Origin of the sequence: Alloalcanivorax venustensis (assembly GCF_047495515.1) — a bacterium.
Taxonomy (GTDB): domain Bacteria; phylum Pseudomonadota; class Gammaproteobacteria; order Pseudomonadales; family Alcanivoracaceae; genus Alloalcanivorax; species Alloalcanivorax venustensis.
Genome location: NZ_CP179934.1, coordinates 2,256,081 through 2,277,729, shown reverse-complemented (window position 1 = coordinate 2,277,729; position 21,649 = coordinate 2,256,081). Strand labels below are relative to the sequence as shown.

Genomic DNA, 21,649 nt, shown 5'->3' with positions numbered 1-21,649 from the left:
ATCAACCGGTCGCGCGGATCAATCCGGCGCGACCCTGGACGTTTGCTCGCTGTTCTCGTAAATCAGAAGCGGTTCGGACTCACCGTCGATGGTGGCACTGTCGATCACCACCTTGGCGACGCCATCCAGCGACGGCACCTGATACATGGTATCCAGCAGCACCGCCTCGAGGATCGAACGCAGGCCCCGGGCGCCGGATTTGCGCTCCATGGCCTTGCGCGCCACCGCTCTCAGGGCGTCGTCGCGGAAGTCGAGTTCCACGCCTTCCATCTCGAACAGGCGGACGTACTGTTTGGTCAGTGCGTTGCGCGGTTCGGTAAGAATCTGTACCAGCGCCTCCTCGGAGAGCTCCTCCAGGGTGGCGATCACCGGCAAGCGGCCGATGAATTCGGGAATCAGGCCGTACTTGACCAGATCCTCCGGCTCCACGCCGGCCAGGGTTTCGCCCATGGACAGCACGGTTTCCTTGCTCTTCACCTCGGCGGAGAAGCCGATGCCGCCCTTATCGGAACGGTCGCGGATCACCTTGTCCAGACCGGCGAAGGCACCGCCGCAGATGAACAGGATGTTGGAGGTGTCGACCTGCAGGAACTCCTGTTGCGGATGCTTGCGGCCGCCCTGGGGCGGCACCGAGGCCACGGTGCCCTCGATCAGCTTGAGCAGCGCCTGCTGCACACCCTCGCCGCTCACGTCGCGGGTGATCGACGGGTTGTCCGACTTGCGGGAAATCTTGTCGATTTCGTCGATGTAGACGATGCCGCGCTGGGCCTTGTCCACGTCGTAGTCACACTTCTGCAACAGCTTCTGGATTATGTTTTCCACGTCCTCGCCCACATAGCCCGCTTCGGTGAGCGTGGTGGCGTCGGCGATCGTGAACGGCACGTTGAGGAGGCGCGCCAGCGTTTCCGCGAGCAGGGTTTTACCACTGCCGGTGGGACCGATAAGCAAGATGTTGCTCTTGCCCAGTTCCACTTCCTCACGGCTGCGGCCCTGGCTGCCCAGGCGCTTGTAGTGGTTGTACACGGCCACGGAAAGCACCCGCTTGGCGCGCTCCTGACCGATCACGTAATCATCCAGCGTGGTCTTGATTTCCTGGGGCTTGGGCAGACGCTCGTCGCCGCTGTCACCGGTCTCTTCCTGGACCTCTTCGCGGATGATGTCGTTACAGAGATCCACACACTCGTCGCAGATAAAGACCGACGGGCCCGCGATCAGTTTGCGAACTTCGTGCTGGCTCTTGCCGCAGAACGAGCAGTACAGCAGTTTGCCGTCGTCGCCCTTTCCGGTGTTATCGGTCATCGAATCGCCTCTGAACCTGGTAGTCACTTTGAAGATGCAGGGAGAGCGCGGCTTTTTCAAGCCCGCTCAGGCCCCGGCGACCGCCATTCGGCCGCTTTCATACGCCGTTCCGGCGGGCTCAGCGGCGGCTGAGCACCTCGTCCACCAGACCGTATTCCTTGGCCTGAGTGGCGTCCATGAAGTTATCGCGATCGGTGTCGCGCTCCACCACTTCCAGCGGCTGGCCGGTGTGGTGGGAGAGCATGCGGTTGAGATCCTCTTTGATCTTGAGGATTTCGCGGGCATGGATCTCGATGTCGGAAGCCTGACCCTGGAAGCCGCCCAGCGGCTGGTGGATCATCACCCGGGCGTTGGGCAGCGCGTAGCGCTTGCCCTTCTCGCCGGCGGCGAGCAGGAAGGCGCCCATGCTGGCCGCCTGGCCGATGCACATGGTGGACACCGCGGGCTTCACGAACTGCATGGTGTCGTAGATCGACATGCCGGCGGTCACCGAACCGCCCGGGCTGTTGATGTACAGGTTGATGTCCTTGTCCGGGTTTTCCGACTCCAGGAACAACATCTGGGCGACGATCAGGTTGGCCATGTAGTCCTCAACCTGGCCGACCATGAAAATAACCCGCTCTTTCAGCAGACGGGAATAAATGTCGAAGGAACGCTCGCCCCGTGAGGTCTGCTCGATCACCACGGGCACCAGACCCACGTTGGTCGGGTCCTGCATCAAAGTCTTCATCTCCGGCGTTACGGAGGTGATCCGGCTCAGGTCTATCATCTAGCGCTTCCTATATCTGCGTGTCCCGCTCCGGCGTGTCCGCAACCTGCTGTTCCGGCGCCGCGGCCTGTGAACGGGTATTGGGGCGAACCGGCCCTGTTACAAGGTGTTCGCCCGATAGCGGTCACCTGATAGTAAGGTGGCCCCCGTGGGGCGTCTATAAAGGCGGGGCAATATGGCGTTCAACTGCGCAAAAGTTGCACAAAAGCGGCCTTTTAGAACAAAAAAACCTCCGAAATACCGTTTTCCGGTACGTCGGAGGTCTTCCGCCCGGACCCAGTCGGCGGGTCCGGGGCAACGCCTGGCGTTGTGATCAGCCCTGCTGGTCGCGCGGCTTGACCGCGTCCTGGTAGGACATGCTCTTCTCTTCCACCTTGGCGGATTCCAGTACGAAGTCCACCACCTGGTCTTCCAGCACCGCGCCTTCGATCTGCTGCAGTTGCTGCGGGTTGCTGTACACCCAGTTAACCAGTTCCTCGGGCTGCTCGTACTGAGAGGCGATCTCTTCCACCCGCGCCTTGACGCGATCCGCGTCCGGCTTGATCTCGTGCTTCTCGAGGATCGCGCGCACCACCAGGCCGAGCCGCGCGGAGCGCTGCGCCTGCTCGCGGAACAGCTCTTCGGGCAGCATCGACGCGTCGAACTGCTGGCCGCCACCGAACTGCTGCATCATCTGCTGACGCATGCGGTCGATTTCCTGCTTCACCAGCGCTTCCGGCAGATCGAAGTCGTGGGCCTGGGCGAGACCGTCCATCACCTGTTCCTTCACCTTGCCGGACACCGCGTTCTTCAGCTCGCGCTCCATGTTCTTGCGCACTTCCGCCTTGAACTGCTCCAGGTCGCCGTCTTCGACGCCGAACGCCTTCATGAACTCGGCGTCCACTTCCGGCAGCTGCTTGGCTTCGACGCTGTTCACCTTGATCTGGAACACCACCGCCTGGCCTTTCAGCTCCTCGGACTGGTAGTCCTCCGGGAAGGTCACCTCGATGTCCTTCTCTTCACCGGGCTTCATGCCGACGATGCCGTCCTCGAAACCGGGGATCATCTGGCCGGAGCCCAGCTCCAGGTTCTGGCCTTCGGCGCTGCCGCCTTCGAAGGCTTCACCGTCCTTCAGGCCCTTGAAGTCGATGTTGACGCGGTCGCCGGTCTGCGCGGCGCGCTCCACGGCTTCGTACTCGGAGCGCTGCTCGCGCAGCGTCTCGATCATCTGCTCCACGTCGGCGTCGCTGATCTCGGCCACCGGCTTTTCCACTTCCACGCTGTCCAGCGGCGCCAGTTCCACGTCCGGGTACACCTCGAAGGTGGCGACGAACTCCAGATCCTGGCCGGCCTCGTTCTTGGTGGCCTCGAAACCGGGCATGCCGGCCGGCTGCAGGGATTCCTGCTCCACCGCCTCAATAAAGGATTCGCGCATCACGTCGGCGAGGACCTCGTTACGCACCGCATCACCGAAGCGACGTTTCACTTCCCGCATCGGCACCTTGCCCGGGCGGAAGCCGTTCAGGCGGACGCTTTTCTGGGCCTCGCGCAGCTTGGTGTCGACCGCCGAATCCACTTTTTCCGCGGGTACGCCCACGGTCAAACGCCGTTCCAGACCTGATGTCGTTTCTACGGAAACCTGCATAACATCCTCTTTATAAAGACTTTTTGGTCCACGGCCGACCGTGCCGGCCCGGACCGCATACTTTGAAGGGCGGCAATTATAGTCAATGCCCGCCGCCATGAACACCGATACGAAAAAAGCCCCCGGGGATTACCCCCGGAGGCTTCAATGTTGGGGTGGCTGATGGGATTTGAACCCACGACCACCGGAGTCACAATCCGGGGCTCTACCAACTGAGCTACAGCCACCAGCAAAACTGGTTTGGTACTTTGTGTGCCTGTCGGCGCGCTTTGGCGCGCCTGGCAGGGCTCGAACCTGCAACCTACGGCTTAGAAGGCCGTTGCTCTATCCAATTGAGCTACAGGCGCTGAACCGGTAAAACGTCTTCGCTTGACTGGTCGGGGTGGAGGGATTCGAACCCCCGACATCCTGCTCCCAAAGCAGGCGCGCTACCAGGCTGCGCTACACCCCGCCGAGCAGGTCGAGCGAGGCGGCATAATACTCGCCGCCCCCGGGAGCGTCAACGCCGCGCGCCCGGCGCCGGAACCGTTCGCTGGATTATTCGCCAGCCGCGCCGCGAACCGGTCCGCGCGCCCCTTTGCCCCACCGCGGCCGGCGTGCGAAAATCCGCGCCTCCCGATTCCCGACCAAGAGACACTCAATGAGCGCGCAGATTCTGGATGGCAAGGCACTGGCCCAGCATTTCGAAGAGGAAATGCGCCGTCGCGTGGACGCTCTCAAGGCGAAAGCCGACGGACGCACCCCCATTTTGGCGACCCTGCTGGTGGGCGCCGACCCGGCTTCCGCCACCTACGTAAAGATGAAGGGCAACGCCTGCCGCCGGGTCGGCATGGACTCCCGGGCCATCGAACTGCCCGAGGACACCACCACCGAGCAGTTGCTCGCGCAGATCGAAGAGCTCAACAACAACCCGGACGTGCACGGCATTCTCCTGCAGCACCCGGTGCCGGAGCAGATCGACGAGCGCCGCTGTTTCGACGCCATCAGCCTGGAGAAGGACGTGGACGGCGTCACCTGCCTGGGCTTCGGCCGCATGGCCATGGGCGAGCCGGCCTACGGCTGCGCCACCCCCAAGGGCATCATGCGCATCCTGGAGCACTACCAGATTCCGCTGGAGGGCAAGCACGCCGTGGTGGTGGGCCGCAGCGCCATTCTCGGCAAACCCATGGCGCTGATGCTGCTGGGCGCCAACGCCACCGTCACCATCTGCCACAGCCGCACCCAAAACCTGCCGGAGTTGGTCAAGCAGGCGGACATCGTGGTGGGCGCCGTGGGCCGCCCGGAATTCATCAAGGCGGACTGGATCAAGGACGGCGCCGTGGTGGTGGACGCCGGCTTCCACCCGGAAAAATGCGGCGACATCGAACTGGCGCCGCTCGCCGACCGGGTGGCCGCCTACACGCCGGTGCCCGGCGGCGTCGGGCCGATGACCATCAACACCCTGATCTTCCAGACCCTGGAAGCGGGCGAAAAGGCGTTCGGCGTCTAATCGCGGTCCAGGATCCTGACGCTGGCGGTCATGCCCGCCGCCAGCGTCAGCGACTCGGGCACCGCCCGCAGCTCGATCTGCACCGGAATCCGCTGGGCCAGCCGCACCCATTCAAAGGTCGGCGCCACCTCCGCCAGACCCTGGTCGCCACCGGCCACCGCGTTAGCGTTGCCGATGCCCCGGGCGATGCCGGCGACCCTTCCTTCCAGCGGCCGATCCACGCCCAGCAAGCGCACCCGCGCCGGGTCGCCCACCCGGATCCGGTGCACCTGGGTTTCCCGAAAATACGCCTCCACCCAGAACGAATCGCCGTCCACCAGGGTCAGCACCGGCTCGCCGGCACGGGCGTAATCGCCGGCGTGGGCCAGCAGATGGGTCACATGGCCGTCGGCGGGCGCGCTCACCCGGGTGCGCGCCAGGTCCAGCTCGGCTTTTTGCAGCGCCGCCTGGGCGGCCTGTAAGTCGGCCCGCGCCACGTCCGCCAGGCTGGTGGCCTCCTCGCGCTCCTCGGCGGACACCGCCCGGCCCAGGCGGTCGCGGCGGGCGGCTTCGTCGCTGCGCAGTTTCGACTCCAGCCGGCGGTGCTCCAGTTCGGCCCGGGCCTGGTGCAGGGCCAGCCGGTAGCGTTCCGGATCCACCACGAACAGCGGGTCGCCCTGCGCCACCCGGGCGTTGTTGCTCACGTTCAGCCCGGTAATCGGCCCGGACACATCCGGCGCCACCTGAATCACCGCCGCGCGCACCCGGGCGTCGCGGGTCCACAGGGTGTGCATGTACTGATGCCAGAAAAACCACACCGCCAGGGCCGCGCCGGCCACCAGCACCAGGGTGATTAAAAACGGGCGCCAGCGGCGGCGCCGGCCTTCGTCCGCGCGGGATTCAGCCATCACACTCTCCCTATAAGCATCAGCAGGCCCAGCGCCAGGGCCAGACTCATCACCAGCACACACAGGCCCGCCAGGGCCGGATGCCAGACAAACCGGTAGCCGTCGTAGCGGCTGATCAGCCCGTTCACGGGCCAGAATATCAGCAACCCCAGCACCACCACCGGAATCAGCGGCGGCAGCAGCACACCGGCCAGATTGATCTCATGCAGCACCGTTCGCCTCCAGTCCCCGCCAGGGGCCGTCGCCGGACCCGCTCAGGAAAAAGCCCGCGTTGCCACGGATAATATTGATCTGCATGCGCAGGCGCACCACCGCCCGTACCAGCCGGCGGCGCTCGCCGTCGCTGGCGGCGCTGTCGTAGGCGCGCTGGCACTGGCCGGCCACGGTGTCGGCGCGGGCCGCCAGGGCCAGCCAGCGGTCCTGGTCGCCGTCCCGCAGGGCGCGCTGGGTGTCGCGGATCAGGCGGGTCAGCGCCAGCCGCACCGAGGCCGGCACGCCGCGCCGACACAGCGCGTCCATATAAAGCAGCCCGAGCCCCAGGGTCACCGCGGCCAGCGCGCCCTGCAGCAGCTCGCCGTCGCGGGGGTGGTCCGGATCGAGCCTGGGCAGCGTACGGCTGATGCGGTCATAGAGCTGGCTTTCCATTTCATGGCGGGGGCGCCGCCGCCGGATCGGCCAGCGCCCCAGGGTCCGGCACAGATCCCGGCACAGCCGGCGCCGGGCCCGGGCGGCGTCGTCGCCGGGCCACAGCAACAGGAACGCGAGCACCGCGAAGCCCATGCCCAGCCCCAGACCGATCATATTGTTGAACAGCGGCGCGGCGGAAAAGTCCTGCACCGGGCGCAGGTCCAGCAACAGCGGGAAGAAGATGGTCAGCGCGGTGCCGGTGGCCACCGTGGCCGGCCGCGCCATCGCCAGCCCGGCCAGCAGATACAGCGGCGCCAGCCACAGCACCAGGGCCGGAAAGCCGTCGCTGGCGGGCAACAGCACCAGCCGGTAGAGCGTGGCCAGCACCGTGGCCAGCAAGGCGCCCTTGATAAAGCCTTTCACCGCCGCCAGCGGGTCGTCGCGGGTGGAAAACAGCGCGCAGATCACCCCCACCTGGATCGCCATGGCCGCCCCCTGGGGCGCCGCGCTCCAGAACCACAGCACCACCGTGGCGCCCAGCGCCAGCGCCGCCCGGGCGCCGTTGCGCCAGGCCTGCCCGTAATCCAGATGCAGCCGCGAGGTGCCGGCGCGCCAGCGCACCGGCGTGGCCTGATCGGTGAGCATGGCGTAGAGCGCCACGCTGGAGCGCAGCCGGTCGCACAATTCGGCGCTGTGCTCCAGCACCAGTTGCAGCGCGTAGAAGCGTTGCTCGTCATGGCTGAGCAGTTCGCCGCGCAGCGAGCGGGCCAGTTCCCGGGCGCGCTGGTAGAGCGCCGACAGGGTCTCCCGCAGGGCCGCCGGGGACGCCTCCGGATCCAGGCGCGCGATGTCGGCGAGCAGCAGCGCCACCTGGTCCTGGTGGTGGCGCTCCGCGTAGCGGTTCACATAGGTGTTCAGCGGCCCCACCGAGGAGATCAGCGCCAGCATCTCGTGGCCCAGCCGGCGGCAAAGACCGGCGTGGCGGCGCAGCCGGGCGGAATCGAACAGGGCGTGCTCGCGCTGGGCCTCCAGCGCCATACCGCTGGTGATCAGCGCCTGGCGGCGCCGCTGCAGCGCCGGCGCGTCGAGCCGGCCGCCGGCGCTGTCCGCCACCAGGCGGATCAGTCCCACCAGCTGTTCGCGGCTCTGTTGTAGGTAGCTGCGCCCGGCGGACCGGGGCCACACCAGCACGCTCATCAGGCTCACGCAGAGAATGCCCAGGCCGATCTCGGTGACCCGCGCCACCGCCATGGTGAACGCCTGGTCCGGCTGCAGCACCGCCGGCACGCCCACGATCAGGGCGCTGTAACCGGCCAGCACGAAGGCGTAGGAGCGGAAGTTACGCAGCAGGCTGGCGCACAGGGTGCAAAGCCCCAGCCACACCGCCAGGGCGACGAAAAACAGGGTATGCAACTGGGCCAGGGTGGCCACCAGCACCACCGCCATGGCGGCGCCGGCCAGGGTGCCGAGCAGCCGGTAGACGCCCTTGGCCAGCACCATGCCGCCCAGCGGCTGGGCGACGATATAGACCGTCATCAAGGCCCATTTGGGCTCGTCCAGGCCCAGGGCCAGAGCAATATAGAGCGCCAGCATGCCGGCGCTGAAGGTACGCAGGGTGAATTGCCACTCCCGCCGCCCGGCCTCGCGCAGGAACGCGGGGAGCCTGACGGCGGCGAAGACCATCGTGGCTCAGGCCTCGCGGGGCCAGGACTCGCGCAGACCCACGGTGCGGTTGAACACCAGCCGGCCGTCGACGCTGTCCCGGTCGACGCAGAAGTAGCCTTCGCGCTCGAACTGAAAGCGGCTTTCCGGCCCGGCGTCGCGCAGGCCCGGCTCGACCACGCAGCCTTGCAGCACGCGCAGCGACTCCGGGTTGATGTTGTCCAGGAAGCTCTCGCCCTCGGCCACTTTCGACGGGTTGGCGGTCTGGAACAGGCGGTCGTACAGGCGCACCTCGCAGGGCAGGCCCCGGTCGGCGCTGACCCAGTGGATGACGCCGCGCATTTTGCCCTGCCCTTCCGCCGGCTCCGGGTTCTTGCCCAGGGTGTCCGGGTCGTAGCTGCAGCGCACTTCGACGATCTCGCCGTCGGCGTCGCGGACGATGTCCTCCGCCTGGATCACATAGCCGTAGCGCAGCCGCACCCGGTCGCCGAGCACCAGCCGCTTGTACTTTTTGTTGGCCTCCTCGCGGAAGTCCTCCCGGTCGATGTACACCTCGCGGGTGAGCGGCATGCGGCGGGTGCCCATGTCTTCGTTCTGCGGGTGCACGGGCGCGTCCAGCCACTCTTCCCGGTCTTCCGGCCAGTTCTCGATCACCAGCTTGAGTGGGTTGAGCACGCAGAAGGCGCGCGGCGCGTTATGGTTGAGATCGTCGCGCACCGAGGCTTCCAGGATGCTCATGTCGATCACCGAGTCGGCGCGGCTGACACCCAGGTTCTCGCAGAAATGGCGGATCGCGGCGGGCGTGTAGCCGCGCCGGCGCAGGCCGCTCAGGGTGGGCAGGCGCGGATCGTCCCAGCCGTCCACGTGGCCTTCGTCCACCAGCAGCTTGAGGCGGCGTTTGCTGGTCACGGTGAAATTCAGGTTGAGGCGGGCGAACTCGTACTGGCGCGGCTCTGCGGGGCGGCCTTCCGCGGGGACGTCCGCGTGCTTCACCAGCCAGTCGTACAGTGGCCGGTGATCCTCGAACTCCAGGGTGCAGAGACTGTGGGTGATGCCTTCCAGCGCATCCGAGAGCGGATGGGTGAAATCGTACATCGGGTAGATCACCCACTTGTCACCGGTCTGGTGATGCGCCTTTTTGCGTATCCGATAGAGCACCGGGTCGCGCATGTTCAGGTTGGGGCTCTGCATGTCGATGCGGGCGCGCAGCACCGCGGCGCCCTCGTCGAACTTGTTGTCGCGCATGTCGGCGAACAGCGCCAGGTTCTCTTCCACGGAGCGGTCCCGGTGCGGGCTGTTACGCCCCGGGGTGGTGAAGTTACCGCGCATCTCCGCGATCTGCTCCGGCGACTGGGTGTCCACATAGGCCAGGCCCTTGCGGATCAGGGCCACCGCCAGATCGTAAAGCTGGTCGAAGTAGTCGCTGGCGAAGCGCACCGGGCCGGCCCACTGGAAGCCGAGCCATTCCACGTCCTTCTTGATGGAGTGGATGTACTCATCCTCTTCCTTTTCCGGGTTGGTGTCGTCAAAGCGCAGATGACAGGCGCCGCCGTAGGATTCGGCGATGCCGAAATTCAGGCAAATCGACTTGGCGTGACCGATATGCAGGTAGCCGTTCGGCTCCGGCGGGAACCGGGTCACCACCCGGCCATTGTTTTTTCCTTCGGCCAGGTCACGATCGATGATCTGTCTGATAAAGTTACTGGGCGCTTTTGCTTCACTCATTGAGCCGCCTGCGGCTGAAATACGGGGTTGGCTAGTGTAAAGTGCGCCCCCCTAAAGTCAAAGACTCCCAGGACCCGGAGACCCCATGAAAGTGCTGTTGACCACCACCTATGGAAAGATCGTTCTGCAACTGGATACGGTGCGCGCCCCCGCCACCACCGAGAACTTCGTGCAATACGTCAGGGACGGGCATTATGACGGCACCATTTTTCACCGGGTGATCAGTAACTTCATGATCCAGGGTGGTGGTTTCACCCCGGACATGGAGCAGAAACCGACCCGCCCCCCGATCGAGAACGAAGCCGGCAACGGCCTCTCCAACGAGACCGGCACCGTGGCCATGGCCCGCACCTCGGACCCGCACTCCGCCAGTGCCCAGTTCTTCGTCAACGTGGCCGATAACCACTTCCTGGACCAGGCCCGCTCCCCGGACGGTTGGGGCTACGCGGTGTTCGGCAAGGTGGTGGAAGGCATGGAAACCGTGGAGCGCATCAAGGGCGTGCCCACCGGCAACAAGGGCTTCCACCAGGACGTGCCCCGTGAAGACGTGATGATCGAATCCGCCCAAGTGCTGGAGGAGTAAGGATGCGCTGGCTGCTTCCCCTGCTAGCGCTGTTGCCGGCGCTGGCGCTGGCCGAAGGGCCGCGCGTGACCCTGAACACCTCCCAGGGCGAGATCGTCATCGAGCTCAACCAGGAACAGGCGCCGGCCACCACCGCCAACTTCCTCGAGTACGTGGACGCCGGTTTTTATGACGGCACCGTATTCCACCGGGTGATCCGCGGCTTCATGATCCAGGGCGGCGGCTTCACCCTGGACGGCGAACGGAACGGTCTGCAACAGAAAAAGGCCCGCGCCCCGATCCGCAACGAGGCGGACAACGGCCTGGAGAACCGGCGCGGCACCATCGCCATGGCCCGCACCGGCAACCCGCACTCCGCCACCGCCCAGTTCTTTATTAACCTGGTCGACAACCGCAGCCTCAACCACAGCGGCAAAACCCCGCGCGGCTGGGGCTATACGGTGTTCGGCGAAGTGGTCGAGGGCATGGACACCGTGGACCGGATCGCCGGCGTCGCTACCGGTAGCCAGCGCCTGAACGGGCAGCCCGCCCGGGACGTGCCCAAGGAACCGGTGGTGATCGAAAACGCCCGCCGTGCTGACAACCCCTAAGCCTATGACTTACAGCCTGCTTATTTCCGATCTGCATCTGGATCCGGCCCGCCCGGAACACCTGGCCGCGCTGGAAACCCTGCTCGACAACCACGCCGGCAAGGCCGACCGCCTCTATGTGTTGGGGGATCTGTTCGAAGCCTGGATCGGCGACGACGATGACAGCCCCTTCAACCGCCAGGCGATCGACGCCTTCCGGCGCTTTTCCGATGCCGGGTCCGAGCTGTTCTTCATGCACGGCAACCGGGACTTTCTGCTCGGCGACCAGTTCGCCGACGACTGCGGCGGCGTGCTGCTGGACGAAGGCACCGTGGCCGACCTGTACGGCACCCGCGCCCTGCTCATGCACGGCGACAGCCTGTGCACCGAAGACCACGCCTACCAGCAATTCCGCGCCATGGCCCGCGACCCCCAATGGCAGCAAGGCATGCTCGCCAAACCCCTGGAAGAACGCCGCGCCCTCGCCCAGGGCATGCGCATGCAGAGCCAGGGCAACAACGCCAACAAGCCGGAAAACATCATGGACGTGACCCCGGCGGAAGTGGTGCGCGTCATGGAAGACGCCGGCGTCCGCCACCTGATCCACGGCCACACCCACCGCCCCGCCGTCCACGACGTGGCCCTCAAAGACGGCACAGGCACCCGCTGGGTGCTCGGCGATTGGGGGGCGCTCGGCTGGTGGATCGTGGCGGACAGCGATGGGCTCCGCCTCGAAAACTGGGAAATCAGTTAACAGGTAACAGTGAACAGTTAATAGTTGCGCGGGGAGGGTTTGGTGGATTCGTCGGCCTTGCTGCCCGCGCTTCTTGCGGTATCGCAACGGAGCCCTTGCGTTCCCGCAACCCCGCCCCCTCTTCCGCTGTTAACTATTAACTATTAACTGTCAACTATCAACTGCTTCCGGTGTTCCGGAGTGAAACCGGAATTCGCTGTCCGGTGACTCGATCAACGCCCTCTCCTTTTCCTTGAAGAACGCGAGCCGTTCGTCGATGGGTGCCTCGGCGTAGCGTCGGGCGAGGTTCAGGTAGTCCTCGAAGTGGCGGGATTCGCTTTTCAGCAGGTAGCGGTAGTAGCGGCCCAGTTCGGCGTCGACGTGGGGCGCGAGCGCGGCGAAGCGCTCGCAGGAGCGGGCTTCGATCAGGGCGCCGACGATCAGGGTGTCCACCAGGCGCTGCGGTTCCGAGGTGCGGACCTCGGCGCGCAGGGCGCCGGCGTAGCGGGACGGCGATAAATGGTCGTAGCGGATGCCGCGCTCGCGCATCAGACCCACCACCTGTTCGAAGTGCAGCAGTTCTTCCCGGGCCAGCTGGCTCAGGTTGTCGAGCAGTTCCGGGCGGTCCACGTAGCGGAACATCAGGTTGAGCGCGGTGGAGGCCGCTTTCTTCTCGCAGTGCGCGTGGTCGATCAGCAGCAGCGTCTCGTTGTCCAGCGCCCAGCCGATCCACGCTTGCGGCGTCCGGCAGGGTAAAAACTCGAGCAGCGGGGCAATGTCGGTCATGGGCACCTCGAAAATCGGGCGGCCATTATAGGCGACGGCTGGCGTTATACCCACACCCCCGTATAATCGCCGGCCATGGGTCGTCGAACCAATCCTTATATCCAAACGCTGAAAGGCCGCGCCGCCGTGGGCGCGCTGCGCCTGCTCGGCCTGCTGCCGTTCCGGCTGAACCGGGCGCTGGCCACCGCGCTGGGCGGGCTGCTGGCACGGCTCTCCACCGAAGCCCGTGAAGTGACGCGGATCAACCTGTCTCTGTGCCTGCCCGACCATCCGGACCGGGAAGCCCTGGTGCGCGAATCCCTGGTGGAAAGCGTCAAGAACACCTTCGAAATCGCCCGCTTCTGGAGCAAACCGGAAGACGGCCTGCAACGGGTGGTGTCCGAACAGGGCGACGGGCCGCTGCGCGAGGCGGTGGCCAACAAGGAACCGATCCTGATCCTGGCGCCGCACCTGGGCTGCTGGGAGGTGCTCAACTTCTGGCTGGCCCGCGAATTCGGCCTGCACGCCATGTTCGCGCCCTCCGGCCTGCCGGAACTGGACGCGCTGGTGAAGCAGGGCCGGGAACACTTCGGCACCACCATGTACCCGGCCACCGCCCGCGGCGTCGCCGGCCTGGTGCGCGCCATGCGCAAGGGCGCGCTCACCGCGATCCTGCCGGACCAGGTGGCGGACCGGCGCAGCGGCCGCTTCGCGCCCTTCTTCGGCCAGCCGGCCTATACCGGCACGCTGAGCTGCAAGCTGGTCAAGCAGACCAACGCCCGGGTGTTCATGGCCTGGGCGCGCCGGCTGCCCGGCGACGAAGGCTTCGAGATCCGCGTGCGGCCCGCCGACCCGGACATCCACGACGAGGACCTGGACCACGCCCTGAAAGCGATGAACCGCTCCATCGAAGCGCTGATCCTCGAGGACCCGAGCCAGTACCTCTGGAGCTACAAACGCTTTCGCCGCCAACCGCCCGGCGGCACCCTGCCCTATTAAAGGCGCATCTCGCTTTAGCCGAACCGTTCTCTCCAGCCGGGAAGGGGGTTATAGATGGCGCTGAACCTGTCGATGAAGCTCGGATTGTGGGAGCTTGCCTTGCAAGCGAAAGGCCGGCAAAGCCGGCCGGCAGGATTCCAGAGACATTTCAAACGGCAGCACCAACAAGGTCTCTGGGATCCTGCCGGGTGGCTAAAGCCACCCTTTCGCGGGCATGGCCCGCTCCCACAATCCTCCAGGGACGGATTCACGGCGGGTCCTGGGCACCGAGACCGAACCTCCCGAAGGTGCCAGCTGCCCAGCAAAGCTCTGAAGAAAGGTTGAGCGTCAGCGATAACCCGGGGCATTGGAATCTACCCAGTGAGCGTGTCTGTGTTCTGCCCTTCCGGGACCCTGGAGAACAGGACGTTCGACAGGGAGCGTACAGGGACGTATTCACAGCGTTCCCGGAAGGGCAGAACACAGACTCGCGATCCGGCTGGAGAGACCGTTCCCGCTAAAGCGCTATGAACCTTGTTAAAGCCCACGGTCTGCCGCCTTCGTTATTACGAACATTCATGTCATGAATGACTGTGAGGCCTGTTTGATTTAACAGTGGATACCGTTTCCGCTATACTCCGCGCGCATTTCCACCCCCAGACATACCCCAAACAACTGATTTCCAAAAGAAATCAGTCAGACGAAACGAGGGATTCGCTGTGCTAGAAGCCTATCGCAAACACGTAGAAGAGCGCGCCGCCCAGGGCGTTCCGCCCAAGCCGCTGGACGAAGTGCAGACCGCCGAACTGGTGGAACTGCTGAAGAACCCGCCCGCTGGCGAAGAAGAATTCATTCAGGACCTGTTCGTGAACCGGGTCCCGCCGGGCGTGGACCAGGCCGCCTACGTGAAGGCCGCCTTCCTCACCGCCATCGTGAAAGGCGAAGCCAGCTCCCCTCTGATCGACCGCAAGCGTGCCACCGAACTGCTCGGCACCATGCAGGGCGGCTACAACGTGGCGCCGTTGATCGAGCTGCTCGACGATGAAGAGCTGGCCGACGTGGCCGCCCAGGAACTCAAGCACACCTTGCTGGTGTTCGATGCCTTCCACGACGTGGAAGACAAAATGAAAGCCGGCAACGCCAAGGCCAAGGAAGTGATCGAATCCTGGGCCGAGGGCGAGTGGTTCACCAACCGCAAGGACCTCTCCGAGAAGTTCACCGTGACCGTGTTCAAGGTGCCCGGCGAGACCAACACCGACGACCTTTCCCCGGCCCAGGACGCCTGGAGCCGCCCGGACATTCCGCTGCACGGCAACGCCATGCTGAAGAACGCCCGTGAAGGCATCGTGCCCGAGAAAGACGGCGAGATCGGCCCGCTTAAGCAGATGGAAGAGCTCAAGGCCAAAGGCCATCCGGTGGCCTACGTGGGCGACGTGGTCGGCACCGGCTCCAGCCGTAAGTCCGCCACCAACTCCGTGCTCTGGCACTTCGGCGAAGACATCCCCTACGTGCCCAATAAGCGCGCCGGCGGCGTCTGCATCGGCGGCAAGATCGCACCGATCTTCTTCAACACCATGGAAGACTCCGGCGCCCTGCCCTTTGAGTGCGACGTGGAAAAAATGAACACCGGTGATGTGATCGACATCTACCCGTTCGAAGGCCGCGTGGAGAAAGACGGCGAAGTGATCGCCGAGTTCGAGCTGCGCTCCCAGGTGCTGCTGGACGAAGTCCGCGCCGGCGGCCGCATCAACCTGATCATCGGCCGTGGCCTGACCACCAAGGCGCGCACCGCCCTGGGCCTGGAAGAGTCCACCCTGTTCCGCAAGCCGGAGCAGCCGGGCGATTCCAACGCCGGTTTCACCCTGGCGCAGAAAATGGTCGGCAAGGCCTGCGGCCTGGAAGGCGTTCGCCCGGGCATGTACTGCGAGCCGAAGATGACCACCGTCGGCTCCCAGGACACCACCGGCCCGATGACCCGCGACGAGCTGAAGGACCTGGCCTGCCTGGGCTTCCAGGCCGACCTGGTGATGCAGTCGTTCTGTCACACCGCCGCGTACCCCAAGCCGGTGGACGTGGAAACCCAGCACACCCTGCCCGACTTCATCATGAACCGTGGCGGCGTGTCCCTGCGCCCGGGTGACGGCATCATCCACTCCTGGCTGAACCGCATGCTGCTGCCCGACACCGTGGGCACCGGCGGTGACTCCCACACCCGCTTCCCGATGGGCATCTCCTTCCCGGCGGGCTCCGGCCTGGTGGCGTTCGCCGCCGCCACCGGCGTGATGCCGCTGGACATGCCGGAATCCGTGCTGGTGCGCTTCAAGGGCAAGCGCCAGCCCGGCGTCACCCTGCGTGACCTGGTGCACGCCATCCCGATGCAGGCGATCAAGGACGGTCACCTGACCGTCGCCAAGGCCGGCAAGAAGAACGTCTTCTCCGGCCGCGTGCTGGAGATCGAAGGCCTCGACGACCTGACCGTGGAGCAGGCGTTCGAACTGTCCGACGCCTCCGCCGAGCGCTCCGCCGCCGGCTGCACCATCACCCTGTCCGAGGACAGCGTCAGCGAGTACCTGAAGTCCAACATCACCCTGCTCAAGTGGATGATCGGCAACGGCTACGGCGACGCCCGTACCCTGGAGCGCCGCATCCAGGGCATGGAAGAGTGGCTCGCCAACCCCAGCCTGATGCGCGCCGACGCGGACGCCGAGTACCACACCGTGATCGAGATCGACATGGATCAGATCAAGGAACCGGTACTGTGCTGCCCGAACGACCCGGACGATGCCAAGACCCTGTCCGAGGTGGCCGGCGCCAACATCGACGAGGTGTTCATCGGCTCCTGCATGACCAACATCGGTCACTTCCGCGCCGCCGGCAAACTGCTGGAGAAAGTGGAAGGCCTGACCACCCGTCTGTGGGTGGCACCGCCCACCAAGATGGACCAGCACCAGCTCACCGAAGAGGGTTACTACAACATCTTCGGCCGCGCCGGCGCGCGCACCGAAATGCCGGGCTGCTCGCTGTGCATGGGTAACCAGGCACGGGTGGCGGCGAAGTCCACGGTGGTCTCCACCTCCACCCGGAACTTCCCCAACCGCCTCGGCCAGGGCGCAGACGTCTATCTGGCGTCGGCGGAACTGGCGGCCATCGCCGCGGTGATCGGCCGGCTGCCCACCGCCGAGGAGTACATGGAGTACGCCGGCACCATCGACGCCATGTCCGGTGAGATCTACCGCTACCTGAACTTCGACCGCATGGACGAATATCAGAACGTGGCGGATACCGTTAAGATTCCGGTGGCTCAAGCGAGCTGATCCGGTGTCGGCGTCTTCGGGCGCACGGAACTGAAAAGCCCCGCTTCGGCGGGGCTTTTTTTTGGAGCGCGCCTTGTGAGAGCGGGTCTCTGGTATCCTGCCGGGTGGCTGGAGCCACCCTTTCGCGGGCTGGGCCCGCTCCCACAAGCGGAGACCACCATGATGATGGACGCGAAGAACGCCTCCCTGGTGATGATCGATTATCAGCCACGGCTGCTGCCGGCGATCCGCCACGGTCAGAAGCTGGTGGCGCGGTCGGTGACGCTGGGTCGTATCGCCGCGCTGCTCGGCGTACCCGTGATCGGCACCGAGCAGAGCCCGGACAAACTGGGCGAGAACGTGCCGTCGATCCGACGGCTTTGCGCCGAAACCGTCGCCAAGCATCGGTTCGACGCCAGCGAGGCGCTACGCGCCACGGCGCTGGCCGAGCGCCGCCAGGTGGTGCTGTGCGGCTGCGAGGCGCACGTGTGCGTGCTGCAGACCGCGCTTGGCCTGCAAGCGCTGGGCTTCCAGGTGTTCGTGGTGGAAGACGCGGTCGGCGCCCGCCGTCAGGGCGACAGGAGCGCGGCGCTGGCGCGCCTGAGCCAGGCCGGCGTCACCCTGGTGACCCTGGAGATGGCCGCGTTCGAATGGCTCGGCGACGCGGATCACCCGCGCTTCCGGGAGGTCCAGGCCCTGATCAAATAGCCTTCACCTGATTTTTACATCCTCGCTGTAAAGAAACATTGAATGCGGATGACGGCGGACGCCGGTGGTCGAGACAATGCCGCCGATGCCCGCCGCGCCCCGGCCGAGCCGGTCACGTCGTGGCAGTACCTTCGAAAATGGATTCTCGCAGGAGCACAACATGACCAGTGAAGATCTTTTCCCGACGCGGCATGAACAGCATCATGACCGCTTCCCCCGACTGGACCCGGTGGTCCATGCCCGCAACCAGGCGCGCTGGGACGGCCCCCTGGACGAAGTGGCCCTGTCGCATTACGAGCGCGACGGCTTTCTCTGGTTCGAGGGGTTCTTTTCCCAGGAGCGGATGCGGCCGTTCTTCGATGAACTCAAGGAAATGGCCAAGGACAGCGAGCTGATGAAATCCGACCAGTCGATCACGGACCCGGATTCCGGCGATCTGCGCTCGGTGTTTCAGATGCATGAGATTTCCCGCCGGTTCGATGAACTGACCCGGGACCCGCGCATCCTCGGCATGGTGCGCCAGCTGTTGGGTGGCGACGTCTATATTCATCAGTCGCGCATCAACGACAAGTTCGGTTTCCAGGGCAGCGGTTTTAACTGGCATTCCGACTTTGAAACCTGGCACTCCGAGGACGGCATGCCGCGCATGCGGGCCATCAGCGCCTCGATCATGCTCACCGACAACAACGAGTTCAACGGGCCGCTGATGCTGATACCCGGCTCGCACCATTACTTCGTGCCTTGCCAGGGGGTCACGCCCAAGGACAACTGGAAGGACTCGCTGAAAAGCCAGCGCCTGGGCGTGCCCAGCCAGGAGAACCTGGCCGAGCTGGTCGAACAGGGTGGTATCCAGGCGCCCAAGGGGCCGCCGGGTTCATTGCTGTTGTTCGAGTGCAACACCCTGCACGCGTCCAACAAGAACCTGTCGCCCTGGCCGCGCTCCAACCTGTTCTTCGTCTACAACAGCGTGGACAACACCCTGGAAGACCCCTACTGCGGCCATCAGCCGCGCCCGGATTTTCTCGCCAACCGAGACAACACCGAGGCGCTCGCCATGCACGACCACCTGGAACCGCTCTAACCCGGTTGCCGCAGCGCGCCCCGCCTGAGCAGCCGCCACACTTCGCTGGCGGCCTGCGACAGCGGATGCGAGCGCAATCGGTACGCGCACGCCGACACCGTCACCCCCGCATCCAGCGGCAACGGCTTGAGGCGGCCTGCTCGCAGGTCGTCCTCAAGCAGGTTGCGCGGTGCCACCGTCACCGCCCGCCCCTCCCGGCACAACGCCAGACAAGAGCTGATGGTGGCCATCTGAAACTCGGCGCCGCGACGGGCCAGCAACAACTCACGGAACCAGGGCGCGATCTGACGGCGGTACTCCGGGGGCACCCGGGGCAGCGCCAGGGGCCGGCCCCTCATGAACGCGACGGCGGCGTCGCCGTCCTCAAGGGCGGCCGCCGCCTTACCCACCAGCCAGGAGGCCGGCGCCACCACTTGCAAAGGCAGCTCCACCAGCGGCAGCTCCTCCACGTCGTCCCGGTCCGGCAACGCCGAGCCTTTGCGCCCGTCGTACACCAGAAAATCGTAGCGGTAGGCGTACAACCCTTCGCACAGTGATTGGAAGTGATCGCTGTGCATCTCCAGCCGCACGCCGGCGTCCATGGTGGCCCGGGACCGTTGCAGCGGCCCGGCCAGACGCTGGGCCAGCAAGTCCGGCACGAACGGCCCGCAGCCGATGCGCACCAGCCCGCTGCGGCCGTCGTGGAACGCCTCCACCAGGCGGTCCAGGCCGGCGGCCTCATCGAGAATCCGGTTTACCTGGCGGTGCAGGGTCCGCGCCAGCTCGGTGGGACGCAACGAACGGGTATGGCGCTCAAAAAGCGGTGCCCCGGCGCTCTGCTCCAGCCGTTGCAGGCTGCGGGTCAGCGCCGGCTGCGACAGGCCCAGGGCGCGCGCCGCCGCCGACAGGCTGCCGTGCTCGTACACCGCCCGGAAGCGGGTCAGCTCCTGTAATTGCCACACGGCGGGCTCCTTGACTCGGTCGGGATCATCAACCCATTAAGCATAGACTCATGCAACACAGTAATGAATCCCCGGCGCATACTTCCCGCCATGACCCGCCAACAACAAAAACCGCCTACCACCGGAGAGCCCCGATGACCGAAGTGACCCGGCGCACCGTGCTGAAAAACCTGGCCCTGGGCGGCGCCGCCCTGGCCACCGCGCCTTCATTGAACGCCAGGATCAACCTGCGCAAGCAGGGCCGGCCGAATGTGCTGCTGCTGGTGTCCGACCAGGAACGCTCCTGGATGGACCTGCCCGGCGGCCTGGATCTGCCGGCCCATGACAAGCTGCTCAACCGGGGCACCGGCTTCAACCAGTACTATGTGAATACCTCGCCCTGCTCGCCCTCGCGCTCGGTGATGTACAGCGGCCAGCACACCATGCGCACCGGCATGACCGCCAATCTGCACGCGCCGCCGTTTCCCAGCTTCAATCAGGAATTGCCGACCCTCGGCCACCTGTTCCAGGAGCTGGGCTACCACACCGCCTACAAGGGCAAATGGCATTTGTCGGATATCGAGGACGGCCCGGGGCTGATGTACGGCAGCTACCCCAGCCGGGGCAAGGCGCTGGAGCCCTACGGCTTCAGCGACTACAACCTGACCGGCGACGTGCACGGCTCGGTGTGGCAGGGCTACATCGCCGACCGCATGGTGGCCGGCGAAGCCAGCCAGTGGCTGGTGCGCGACAGCCAGAAGCTGGACAAGCCCTGGCTGCTGGCGGTGAACTTCGTGAACCCGCACGACATCATGTTCTTCTCCTCCGGCGAGAAGCAGGAGCAGTCACGGGCCAACCGGCGTTTCATGGCGCCGCTGCGGCCGCCGCCGAACGATCCGATCTACAGGAAAGACTGGTCGCACCTGCCGCTGCCCGCCTCCTTCGCCAAGGAAACGCTGCGCGACAAGCCCTGGTGCCACCGCTCCTACGCCCAGGTGATCGACAGCATCTACGGCCACATGGACAAGAACGACGAAGCCGCCTGGCTGGCCAACCAGAGTTACTATTTCAACTGCATCCGCGCTGTGTCACGGCAGGTGGACCATGTCCTGCAGGCCCTGGAGGACAGCGGCCAGCTCGACAACACCATCATCGTCTACACCGCCGACCACGGCGAAATGGCCGGCGCCCACGGCCTGCGGCAAAAAGGCCCGGTGACCTACAAGGAAAACAGCCGGGTGCCGCTGATCGTCAGCCACCCGGACGTGAGCGGCGGCCGCACCGTGGACAACCTGGGCTCGGCGCTGGACCTGGTGCCGACCCTGGTGGGCCTGGCCACCGAGGGTAAAACCACCACCGACACCCCCGGCGTGGACCTGAGCCCGGCGCTCAGCGGGCAGACCACGCAGCGCGACCGGGACGGCATCCTGTTCGCCTACGGCGTGCTGCTCTACACCGACCCGGAAGCCACCCAGCGGCTGGCCCGGGAAGGCGACGAGATCACGCCGGTGAAACTGATGGGCGATTTCCTCAAGCAGCTGCGGCTGGGCCCGGAGCTGGGCAACCGCGGCCTGCACCGGGGTGTCTTTGACGGCCGCTACAAGTTCACCCGCTACTTCAGCCCGGACAGCCACCACCTGCCCCGGGACTGGGACACCCTGCTCGCCCACAACGACCTGGAGCTCTACGACACCCACCAGGACCCGGACGAACTGGTCAACCTGGCGGCGCGCCCGGAGGGCCCGGAGGCGGCGAAAGAGCGCCTGCTGGCCCTCAACGACCGGACCAACCAGCTGATCGAGCAGGAAATCGGCGACGACCACGGCGGCGAATACCCCGGGCCTGAATTCCTCTACCGCCTGTAATTTTTTTGCTTTGCCCTTGGGGGGCAATCCGCCCCGGCCCGGCCTCGCCGGTGTCCGGGGCACCTTATTCAC

At 65.6% G+C, this 21,649-nt stretch carries 18 protein-coding genes and 3 tRNA genes; 9 read left to right on the top strand and 12 right to left on the bottom strand.

The window, feature by feature from the left end; translation table 11 throughout:
- Window positions 1–18 precede the first annotated feature (18 nt).
- From clpX to ACMG4O_RS10655, 6 genes are all read right to left on the bottom strand, one after another.
- Complete coding sequence (gene clpX, locus ACMG4O_RS10680) at window positions 19–1,299, bottom strand: ATP-dependent Clp protease ATP-binding subunit ClpX (protein ID WP_142950002.1); 1,281 nt, start codon at window positions 1,297–1,299, stop codon at window positions 19–21.
- A gap of 118 nt (window positions 1,300–1,417) precedes the next feature.
- Window positions 1,418–2,068, bottom strand: coding sequence for an ATP-dependent Clp endopeptidase proteolytic subunit ClpP (gene clpP / locus ACMG4O_RS10675; protein WP_083209708.1), 651 nt, complete (start codon window positions 2,066–2,068; stop codon window positions 1,418–1,420).
- Window positions 2,069–2,381: 313 nt separating this feature from the next.
- A complete protein-coding gene (gene tig / locus ACMG4O_RS10670) occupies window positions 2,382–3,692 on the bottom strand; it encodes a trigger factor (protein ID WP_194856291.1) in 1,311 nt (436 codons plus the stop codon).
- A 151-nt stretch (window positions 3,693–3,843) separates the two neighbouring features.
- Window positions 3,844–3,919, bottom strand: a tRNA-His gene (locus ACMG4O_RS10665).
- Window positions 3,920–3,962: 43 nt separating this feature from the next.
- Window positions 3,963–4,039, bottom strand: a tRNA-Arg gene (locus ACMG4O_RS10660).
- 27 nt (window positions 4,040–4,066) lie between these two features.
- Window positions 4,067–4,143: transfer RNA gene (locus tag ACMG4O_RS10655), tRNA-Pro, on the bottom strand.
- A gap of 189 nt (window positions 4,144–4,332) precedes the next feature.
- Between ACMG4O_RS10655 and folD the strand changes: the two genes are divergently transcribed.
- On the top strand, window positions 4,333–5,181 hold the full coding sequence (folD, locus tag ACMG4O_RS10650; protein WP_142950000.1) for a bifunctional methylenetetrahydrofolate dehydrogenase/methenyltetrahydrofolate cyclohydrolase FolD: 849 nt from the start codon (window positions 4,333–4,335) through the stop codon (window positions 5,179–5,181).
- Here the strand turns inward: folD and ACMG4O_RS10645 are convergent.
- From ACMG4O_RS10645 to ACMG4O_RS10630, 4 genes are read right to left on the bottom strand one after another with little or no spacing between them, the layout of a single operon-like run.
- Window positions 5,178–6,068, bottom strand: coding sequence for an HlyD family secretion protein (locus tag ACMG4O_RS10645; RefSeq protein WP_194856292.1), 891 nt, complete (start codon window positions 6,066–6,068; stop codon window positions 5,178–5,180). The two genes, folD and ACMG4O_RS10645, sit on opposite strands and share 4 nt — an antisense overlap.
- On the bottom strand, window positions 6,068–6,280 hold the full coding sequence (locus ACMG4O_RS10640) for a DUF1656 domain-containing protein (RefSeq protein ID WP_142949998.1): 213 nt from the start codon (window positions 6,278–6,280) through the stop codon (window positions 6,068–6,070). Before ACMG4O_RS10640 ends, ACMG4O_RS10645 begins: the two co-directional genes overlap by 1 nt.
- Window positions 6,270–8,378 (bottom strand): FUSC family protein, encoded by a 2,109-nt coding sequence (locus tag ACMG4O_RS10635; protein WP_414433776.1) that lies wholly within the window; start codon window positions 8,376–8,378, stop codon window positions 6,270–6,272. Before ACMG4O_RS10635 ends, ACMG4O_RS10640 begins: the two co-directional genes overlap by 11 nt.
- Window positions 8,379–8,384: 6 nt before the next feature.
- On the bottom strand, window positions 8,385–10,082 hold the full coding sequence (locus ACMG4O_RS10630) for a glutamine--tRNA ligase/YqeY domain fusion protein (protein ID WP_414433775.1): 1,698 nt from the start codon (window positions 10,080–10,082) through the stop codon (window positions 8,385–8,387).
- Between the two features lie 85 nt (window positions 10,083–10,167).
- Between ACMG4O_RS10630 and ACMG4O_RS10625 the strand changes: the two genes are divergently transcribed.
- From ACMG4O_RS10625 to ACMG4O_RS10615, 3 genes are read left to right on the top strand one after another with little or no spacing between them, the layout of a single operon-like run.
- Window positions 10,168–10,665 (top strand): peptidylprolyl isomerase, encoded by a 498-nt coding sequence (locus ACMG4O_RS10625; RefSeq protein WP_142949995.1) that lies wholly within the window; start codon window positions 10,168–10,170, stop codon window positions 10,663–10,665.
- Between the two features lie 2 nt (window positions 10,666–10,667).
- The gene (locus ACMG4O_RS10620) at window positions 10,668–11,255 is read left to right on the top strand and encodes a peptidylprolyl isomerase (RefSeq protein ID WP_414433774.1); all 588 of its coding nucleotides are present in this window, start codon (window positions 10,668–10,670) and stop codon (window positions 11,253–11,255) included.
- Window positions 11,256–11,259: 4 nt separating this feature from the next.
- Window positions 11,260–11,988: a UDP-2,3-diacylglucosamine diphosphatase gene (locus ACMG4O_RS10615; protein WP_370203727.1), complete on the top strand. Its 729-nt coding sequence runs from the start codon at window positions 11,260–11,262 to the stop codon at window positions 11,986–11,988.
- Window positions 11,989–12,138: 150 nt separating this feature from the next.
- On the opposite strand, the gene ACMG4O_RS10610 is transcribed toward ACMG4O_RS10615, so the two are convergent.
- Entirely contained in the window at window positions 12,139–12,753 is a 615-nt protein-coding gene (locus tag ACMG4O_RS10610) for a tRNA-(ms[2]io[6]A)-hydroxylase (RefSeq protein WP_142949992.1), read from the bottom strand.
- A 75-nt stretch (window positions 12,754–12,828) separates the two neighbouring features.
- Here ACMG4O_RS10610 and ACMG4O_RS10605 point away from each other — a divergent pair, with 75 nt between their 5' ends.
- From ACMG4O_RS10605 to thpD, 4 genes are all read left to right on the top strand, one after another.
- On the top strand, window positions 12,829–13,731 hold the full coding sequence (locus ACMG4O_RS10605; RefSeq protein WP_194856298.1) for a lysophospholipid acyltransferase family protein: 903 nt from the start codon (window positions 12,829–12,831) through the stop codon (window positions 13,729–13,731).
- A 698-nt stretch (window positions 13,732–14,429) separates the two neighbouring features.
- The gene (gene acnB, locus ACMG4O_RS10600) at window positions 14,430–17,024 is read left to right on the top strand and encodes a bifunctional aconitate hydratase 2/2-methylisocitrate dehydratase (protein WP_142949990.1); all 2,595 of its coding nucleotides are present in this window, start codon (window positions 14,430–14,432) and stop codon (window positions 17,022–17,024) included.
- A gap of 159 nt (window positions 17,025–17,183) precedes the next feature.
- Window positions 17,184–17,711, top strand: coding sequence for an isochorismatase family protein (locus ACMG4O_RS10595; RefSeq protein WP_142950007.1), 528 nt, complete (start codon window positions 17,184–17,186; stop codon window positions 17,709–17,711).
- Between the two features lie 160 nt (window positions 17,712–17,871).
- Window positions 17,872–18,792 carry an ectoine hydroxylase gene (gene thpD, locus ACMG4O_RS10590; RefSeq protein WP_142949989.1) on the top strand — a complete coding sequence of 307 codons (921 nt, stop codon included), beginning with the start codon at window positions 17,872–17,874 and terminating at the stop codon, window positions 18,790–18,792.
- Here thpD and ACMG4O_RS10585 read toward each other — a convergent pair.
- The gene (locus tag ACMG4O_RS10585) at window positions 18,789–19,733 is read right to left on the bottom strand and encodes a LysR family transcriptional regulator (RefSeq protein ID WP_414433773.1); all 945 of its coding nucleotides are present in this window, start codon (window positions 19,731–19,733) and stop codon (window positions 18,789–18,791) included. The genes thpD and ACMG4O_RS10585 overlap by 4 nt on opposite strands.
- 134 nt (window positions 19,734–19,867) lie before the next feature.
- On the opposite strand from ACMG4O_RS10585, the gene ACMG4O_RS10580 reads away from it, so the two are divergent.
- Window positions 19,868–21,577 (top strand): sulfatase-like hydrolase/transferase, encoded by a 1,710-nt coding sequence (locus ACMG4O_RS10580; RefSeq protein WP_414433772.1) that lies wholly within the window; start codon window positions 19,868–19,870, stop codon window positions 21,575–21,577.
- The last annotated feature ends 72 nt before the right edge of the window (window positions 21,578–21,649 follow it).